The organism is Aeromicrobium sp., assembly GCF_036675695.1.
Taxonomy (GTDB): domain Bacteria; phylum Actinomycetota; class Actinomycetes; order Propionibacteriales; family Nocardioidaceae; genus Aeromicrobium.
The window spans coordinates 1-6,925 of the sequence record NZ_JAKFEL010000261.1 but is presented as its reverse complement, the minus strand read 5'-3'; the positions used below and the strand labels follow the sequence as shown (position 1 = coordinate 6,925).

The 6,925-nt window shown below is 66.1% G+C and carries 9 protein-coding genes; all 9 read left to right on the top strand.

All coding sequences use genetic code 11. From position 1 onward, the window contains the following. Positions 1–324 (top strand): YceD family protein (locus tag V6M39_RS17640; protein WP_332645127.1); only part of this gene is annotated, 324 nt, incomplete at its 5' end. A 3-nt stretch (positions 325–327) separates the two neighbouring features. Then, entirely contained in the window at positions 328–513 is a 186-nt protein-coding gene (rpmF, locus tag V6M39_RS17635) for a 50S ribosomal protein L32 (RefSeq protein WP_309970647.1), read from the top strand. Further along, positions 468–1,220: a ribonuclease III gene (gene rnc, locus V6M39_RS17630; protein WP_442880836.1), complete on the top strand. Its 753-nt coding sequence runs from the start codon at positions 468–470 to the stop codon at positions 1,218–1,220. Before rpmF ends, rnc begins: the two co-directional genes overlap by 46 nt. Next, a complete protein-coding gene (gene mutM / locus V6M39_RS17625) occupies positions 1,213–2,064 on the top strand; it encodes a bifunctional DNA-formamidopyrimidine glycosylase/DNA-(apurinic or apyrimidinic site) lyase (RefSeq protein ID WP_332645126.1) in 852 nt (283 codons plus the stop codon). Before rnc ends, mutM begins: the two co-directional genes overlap by 8 nt. 24 nt (positions 2,065–2,088) lie before the next feature. Continuing rightward, the gene (locus tag V6M39_RS17620; RefSeq protein ID WP_332645125.1) at positions 2,089–3,726 is read left to right on the top strand and encodes a helix-turn-helix transcriptional regulator; all 1,638 of its coding nucleotides are present in this window, start codon (positions 2,089–2,091) and stop codon (positions 3,724–3,726) included. A gap of 121 nt (positions 3,727–3,847) precedes the next feature. After that, positions 3,848–4,927 (top strand): class I SAM-dependent methyltransferase, encoded by a 1,080-nt coding sequence (locus tag V6M39_RS17615; protein ID WP_332645124.1) that lies wholly within the window; start codon positions 3,848–3,850, stop codon positions 4,925–4,927. Positions 4,928–5,062: 135 nt separating this feature from the next. After that, on the top strand, positions 5,063–5,533 hold the full coding sequence (locus V6M39_RS17610) for a GNAT family N-acetyltransferase (RefSeq protein WP_332645123.1): 471 nt from the start codon (positions 5,063–5,065) through the stop codon (positions 5,531–5,533). Beyond that, positions 5,530–6,762, top strand: coding sequence for a deoxyguanosinetriphosphate triphosphohydrolase (locus V6M39_RS17605; RefSeq protein WP_332645122.1), 1,233 nt, complete (start codon positions 5,530–5,532; stop codon positions 6,760–6,762). Before V6M39_RS17610 ends, V6M39_RS17605 begins: the two co-directional genes overlap by 4 nt. Before the next feature lie 41 nt (positions 6,763–6,803). Beyond that, positions 6,804–6,925 (top strand): CHC2 zinc finger domain-containing protein (locus tag V6M39_RS17600; protein ID WP_332645128.1); only part of this gene is annotated, 122 nt, incomplete at its 3' end.

The following is a 6,925-nucleotide window of genomic DNA, read 5'->3' as shown; positions in this document are numbered from 1 at the left end:
GGTTTCCAGGAGCTTTACCTCTACGACGATGCACCCGAAGATCAGAAATCTGAAGACAGCTTCATCCTCGAGGACGAGCTACTCGACCTCGAAACCGCACTGCGGGACGCGGTGGTGCTTGCACTGCCGCACAACCCCTTGTGTGGTCCGGACTGTCCGGGATTGTGCGTCGAATGCGGCGCTCGACTCGCGGACGATCCAGATCACACACACGGTGAGGCGATCGACCCTCGTTGGTCGGCGTTGAGCCAGCTGGCGGACCAACCGGTCCGGACAGCCGAGACATCCGAGTCGGGGAACGTTCCCGATGACAGCAAGGAGTAGATCGTGGCAGTCCCGAAGAGGAAGATGTCGCGCAGCAACACGCGCCACCGTCGTTCGCAGTGGAAGACCACCGCGACGCAGATCGTTGACTGCGCCAACCCTGCCTGTGACTCCAAGGTGCAGCCGCACCACGCCTGCACCAAGTGCGGACAGTATGGAGCTCGCGGCGAGAGCCGCCAGGTTCTCTGATCGCTGCGTCAGTCAACACTGACGCGCTCCGGGAGATCCTGGGAGTCCAGGATCTTGATCCCGGGCTCCTTCAGCACGCCCTGACGCACCGTTCGTTCGCGTACGAGAACGGCGGCGTCCCCAACAACGAGCGCCTTGAGTTCCTCGGCGACTCGGTGCTCGGTCTTGTTGTGACCGACACGCTATTCACCAATCACCCCGATCTGCCCGAAGGCCAGCTGGCCAAGCTGCGCGCTGCGGTCGTCAGCGCCAAGGCCCTGGCCGTCGTCGCTCGTACGCTCGGCGTCGGCGACCACGTGCGGCTCGGCCGTGGCGAAGAAGCAACCGGCGGTCGCGACAAGGCTTCGATCCTGTCCGACACCGTCGAGGCGCTGCTGGGCGCGATCTACGTGCAGTTCGGCATCGAGCGCTCCGCCGAGGTCATCCACCGCATCTTCGATCCGGTGATCGCCAACGCGGCCAAGCTGGGCGCCGGTCTCGACTGGAAGACCTCGCTCCAGGAGATCGCCGCAAACAACGATCTGGGCGTGCCGCAATACACGCTCGACGGCACTGGGCCTGATCACGACAAGACGTTCACCGCCACCGTGAAGGTCGGCGAGCGGCAGTTTGAGGGCGGCACCGGCCCGTCCAAGAAGGAAGCCGAGCAGATGGTGGCCGAGATCGCCTGGCTGGCCATCACCCGCGACCTCGAAGCCAGTGCCTGAGCTTCCTGAAGTCGAGGTCGTACGCCTCGGCATCAATGACCACGTCGTCGGTCGCACGATCACTGAGGTCACGGTCTTCGACGTGCGCTCCGTACGTCGACACCTCGCGGGTCCAGCTGACTTCCTCTCGCGGCTGACGGGTCGCACGGTCGTCGGCGCTGCCCGACGCGGCAAGTACCTCTGGATGCAGCTCGACCATGGCGACGCCGTCCTGTGCCATTTGGGCATGAGCGGCCAGTTCCTGATCGCCAACGCCGGTGACGAGCCGCCGCGACACCTTCGCGTCCTGCTGAGTCTTGACGACGGACGTGAGCTGCGATTTGCCGACCAGCGCATCTTCGGCGGGATGTCGTTCAGCGAGGACGGCGCCGAGCTGCCCGACGAGATCGCCCACATCGCTCGCGACCCGCTCGATCCGGAGTTCGATGCCGCCGAGTTCGCCGTGCGGCTCCGCAAGCGCGAGACCGGCGTCAAGCGCGCGATCCTCGACCAGACCCTGATCTCTGGTGTGGGCAACATCTACGCCGACGAGGCGCTCTGGCGTACCCCGCTGCACTACGCCCGCAACACCCGGCACCTCAAGTCGCGTGAGGTCGAGGCGTTGCTCGGCAACATCAAACAGGTCATGAACGAGGCTCTGGAGCAGGGCGGCACCTCGTTCGATGCGCTCTACGTCAACGTCAATGGCACGAGCGGCTATTTCGATCGCTCGTTGCAGGCGTACGGGCAGGAAGGCAAGCCCTGTCAGCGCTGCGGAACGCCGATGCGCCGCGATGCGTTCATGAACCGCTCGTCGTACTGGTGCCCGTCGTGTCAGCCCCGCCCGCGCAACGGCAAATTCTAGTCTGAGAAGGACTAGCCTGAACTGGTGGACAGCGCTGGCAGGGCTGAAGAGTCTCTCGTGCTGGCCCGCGCCGCCCTCGAGCGCCGTGACTATCGCGCGGCATACGACGCGCTGCGAAGGGCCGACGCGGAGAAGCCTTTGCCTCCCGACGATTTGTCGATGCTGGCCGACGCCGCCTGGTGGCTGGGCCAGATCTCGGAGTTCCTGAGTCTCACCGAACGGCTGCACAATGCCTACCTCGAGACCGGCAGGCTGGACCGCGCCGCGGTGCACGCGCTCGGGATCGGGGCAACCCTGACGATGCGCGGGGAGTTTGCGCAAGGGTCCGGATGGTTCAACCGAGGGCAGCGCCTTCTCAATGGGCAACCTCGCGGCGAGGGCCATGGGTTGATCATCTACTTCGGGGCACTCCAGGCGCTGGAAGAGCAGCAGCTCGATGAGGCCACTGCAGCCGGCAAAGACCTTCAGCAGCTGGGGCTGGAGCTTGGCGACGAGACCTTCACCGCGTTCGGACTGCTCGTCGAGGGGATGTCCGAGATCCGAAGAGGTCGGCTCCGTGAGGGGTTCGCGCTGATGGACGAAGCGATGCTGCCCGTGCTGGCTGACCGAGTCGCCGCGGACTGGGCTGGCAACATCTACTGCACGATCATGGCAATCTGCTACGACGTCATGGACCTGCGCCGGGCCCGCGAGTGGACTCGTGCCACCGAGCGTTGGCTCGAGGGATTCTCCGACGCCGTGATGTACCTCGGCGTTTGTCGCGCCCACCGGCTCCAACTGCACGCGATCGACGGGGCCTGGCCGGATGTGGAGCGTGAAGCGGCCGAGGTGGAGCGCGACCTGGTCGACATGAACCTCGAGGCGGTTGCGGAGACGGCGTACCAGTTAGGGGAGAGCTACCGGCTACGTGGACTTCACGACCTGGCCGACGCAAGCTACCGGAGGGCGGCCGAGCGCGGCCGCGACCCACAGCCAGGAGCCGCGCTGCTCAGGCTAGCGACCGGCGATCTGGAGGGCGCGTGGGCTGCCGTGTGTGCCGCCGTGGCGTCGGTGGGTCCGAGCCCATTCCGCTGCGCCCGCTTGGTTCGCGCCCAGGTGGAAATAGGCTTGGCAGCCGGGCACGTGAACTCGGCAGTGGCCGCCGTCGAACGACTCGAGGAGATCGCCTGTAGGTTTCAGACCCTTGGGTTTGCGGCCTGGGCCGATCAGGCCCGGGGCGAGGTGCTTCTGATCGAGGGCGACGCACAGGCAGCGGTGCAGCCGCTGTCGGACGCCGCTTTCGGCTACCGCCGGATGGCTGCGCCGTACGACGCCGCTCGGGCCGACCTCCTTCTGGCTGCGGCGTATCGCGACCTCGGCGAGCCAGACACCGCGGACGCACACGAGCGCGCCGGGATCGAGGGGTTCGAGCGTTTGGGCGTGTCGCCGCCGCCGGTTCATGGGAAGGCGGGCCAGCTGCCCGGCGGGCTGACCGGCCGGGAGGCGGAGGTGCTGGCCGCCGTCGCGGTAGGCGGTTCCAATCGGGACGTCGCGGCTGCGCTGACGATCAGCGAGGCGACGGTGCGCCGCCATCTTGCGAACATCTACGTCAAGCTCGGAGTCGGGAACCGTACGGCGGCCGCCGCTTGGGCGCACGAACATGGGTTGTCGCGCGCGGGCTGATCTGCATCATTTGGACCATCCGGCGCCCGAAACACATCATCTGAGCGATGCCCATGTCGCGGCGGTCTCCGTAGCGTCTGAGTCGGCGCCTGTCGCGGCGCCCGGAGCAGAGGAGCACAAGATGAATACACTGCAGGCCGCACAGATCGACGTAGCCGCCGTCGAGGCGTTCGCGGACCGAATGATCGGCATCGTCAACGGCTCGTGCATCGCGTTGATGACCAGCATCGGTCACCAGACCGGACTATTCGAGACGCTGGCGGGTCGGGCGCCGTCGACGAGCGACGACATTGCCCGTGCGGCAGGCCTCAACGAGCGCTACGTCCGAGAGTGGCTCAACGCGATGACTACAGGGCGGGTGGTGGTTCACGATTCGGCAACGCGCACCTACTCCCTGCCGGCCGAGCACGCCGCATGCTTGACCGACGCAGCCGGGCCCGACAACCTGGCCCGGCTGACAGTCTTTCTGCCGATGCTGGCCGAGGTCGAGCAGGGCATCGTGCGGAGCTTCCGCGAGGGGGGCGGTCTGTCGTACGCCGACTTCGAGCGGTTCCACGAACTGATGGCTGCCGACAGCGGCTCGGTAGTCGACGCGACCCTGCTGGACGTGGTCGTCCCTCATATCGAGGGATTGACCGGCCGACTCACAGATGGCATCGACGTCGCCGACATCGGGTGCGGGAGCGGCCACGCGATCAACGTCCTGGCTGCGGCGTACCCGAACAGTCGGCTGACCGGCTACGACTTCGAAGAGGACGCGATCGAAGCGGCACGCGCCGAGGCCTCTGCGCTCGGACTCAAGAATGCCCGGTTCGAGGTCTTGGACGTGGCCTCGCTCGACGAGGTGGCGGCGTACGACCTGATCACGGCGTTCGACGCAATCCACGATCAAGCCCACCCGGGGACTGTGCTGGCCGCGATCTCACGGGCACTGCGCGACGATGGGACGTTCCTGCTTGTCGACATCAAGGCCTCCAGCAACGTCGAGGACAACCTGGAGCACCCGATGGGGCCGTTCCTCTACACGGTCTCGACCATGCACTGTATGACCGTGTCGCTCGGACAGGGCGGTGAGGGTCTGGGAACAGTATGGGGCGAGCAGTTGGCAACGACGATGCTGCACGACGCCGGGTTTTCCGATATCGATCTTGCCCCCGTCGAGGCAGACCCGTTCAACACGTACTACGTCTGCGAGAAGTGATCCTGGACCATCCGCCTATTGCGAGAATGTGGGATCCGAGCGTTAGGGCTTCAACACCGATTCGAGCGTTGTCTGCGCCACGATTCGGCCATTGAGCGCGCAAGGTGACGGTCGCGTGGTCAGTACGCTGACTCTGTGACCGTCACCTTGCAGCCGATGTCTCCCGAGCGATTTGTCTCGTGGAACGAGCGGCTGATCGTCGAGTTCGCCAAGGAGAAGGTCGACTCCGGCAATTGGCCAGCCGAAGGTGCCCTCGAGCGCTCGGCGGAGGAGAACGCGCGGGATCTGCCAAAAGGGCTCCAGACCCCGGGCCACGACATCTTCGTGGGTCTCGTCGATGGAGAAGAGGTCGGCGTGCTGTGGCTGTACACCGATCCGGCGCTCAAGGCGCCCGAGACCATGATCTACGACATCGAGATCGCCGAGCAGCACCGTGGCAAAGGGCTCGGTCGCGAGCTACTCACGGCGGCAGAGGAGTGGTGCGCCGACCACAGCATCGGCTTGCTCAAGCTCCACGTGTTCGCCAAGAACGCCGCCGCGGTCAGCCTGTATGAGTCCGCGGGCTTCGAGGCAACCAACATCAACATGGCGAAGATCATTCGATGACCGACGCTCCATATGGCGACGAGGCGCGCGCTCGGTTTGTCGATGAGCCGCCCAAGCGCGCTGGCCGTACGCCGTTCGAGCGCGATCGCGCCCGCGTCGTCCACTCAGCTGCCCTTCGCCGGCTCTCGGCCAAGACGCAGGTCATGGGCGCTGGCTTCGACGACTTCGTACGCAATCGGCTCACGCACTCGCTCGAGGTAGCCCAGGTCGCCCGTGAGCTCGGCAAGGCGCTTGGATGCGATCCCGACATCGTCGACTCGGCTGCTCTTGCTCACGATCTCGGCCATCCGCCGTTCGGTCACAACGGCGAGGTCGCCCTCGACGAGGCAGCTCAGGCCTGTGGCGGTTTTGAGGGCAACGCCCAGACGCTCCGCATTCTCAGCCGGCTGGAGTCCAAGGCGTTCGCGGCCGATGGCACGAGCGTGGGCCTCAACCTCACGCGGGCGACGCTGTCGGCCTGCGTGAAGTACCCGTGGGCTCGCGGCGAGGCGCCCGACGGCAGCGCAAAATTCGGTGCGTACGCCGACGACCTGCCCGTATTCGAGTGGCTGCGCGAAGGTGCACCCGAGAAGCGCCGCCCGATCGAGGCGCAGGTCATGGATCTCGCGGACGACATCGCGTACTCGGTGCATGATGTCGAGGACGGCGTGGTCGGCGGGTGGTTCGCGCTCGGCACCGGCGAGCTCGACCACGAAGCGATCCACGATGTCGCGCGCGACTGGTACGACTCCGAAGTCACTGGCGATCGCCTGGACGCCGCATCGCTCAGGCTGCAGGAGATGCCCGAGTGGCCGACCTCCCGCTTCGACGGCAGCCGCGCCGAAGGGGCCGTGCTCAAGAGCCTGACCAGTGCACTGATCGGCCGCTTCGCCAACGCGGCCGAGCTCGCGACCAAGGAGCAGTGGGGCGAGGGCCCGCTCATACGGTTCGATGCCGACCTCGAAGTGCCCGCTGACACGCGAGACGAGATCACCGTGCTCAAGTCGATCGCCGCGCACTACGTCATGCGATCCGACGATCGAGTCGGTCCGCAAGGCCGTCAGCGCGAGCTGCTCCACGCCCTCGTTGAAGTGCTGGACCGCAGTGAAGGTCGCGACCTCGAGCCCGAGTTCGCGGCCGATTTCCTACGCGCCCAAGACGACGCCGGCAGACGTCGCGCCCTCATCGACCAGGTCGCCAGCCTCACCGACGTCTCCGCTCGCGCATGGGGTTTGCGTCTCCTCAACTGACCGGGTCATACGAGTGGGTGGAGCCGACTAACATTCACCACATGCCAGGGCGGATCAAGGACGAGGACATTCAGCTCGTCCGCGAGCGCGCCCGCATCGACGAGGTCATCGAGCAATACGTCACCCTCCGCAACGCCGGTGGCAACCGCATCGGCCTGTGCCC

Excerpts from the sequence above, each read along its gene's own strand:
- V6M39_RS17615 (WP_332645124.1), top strand. The coding sequence starts at position 3,848 with ATGAATACACTGCAGGCCGCACAGATCGACGTAGCCGCCGTCGAGGCG.
- V6M39_RS17605 (WP_332645122.1), top strand. The coding sequence starts at position 5,530 with ATGACCGACGCTCCATATGGCGACGAGGCGCGCGCTCGGTTTGTCGAT.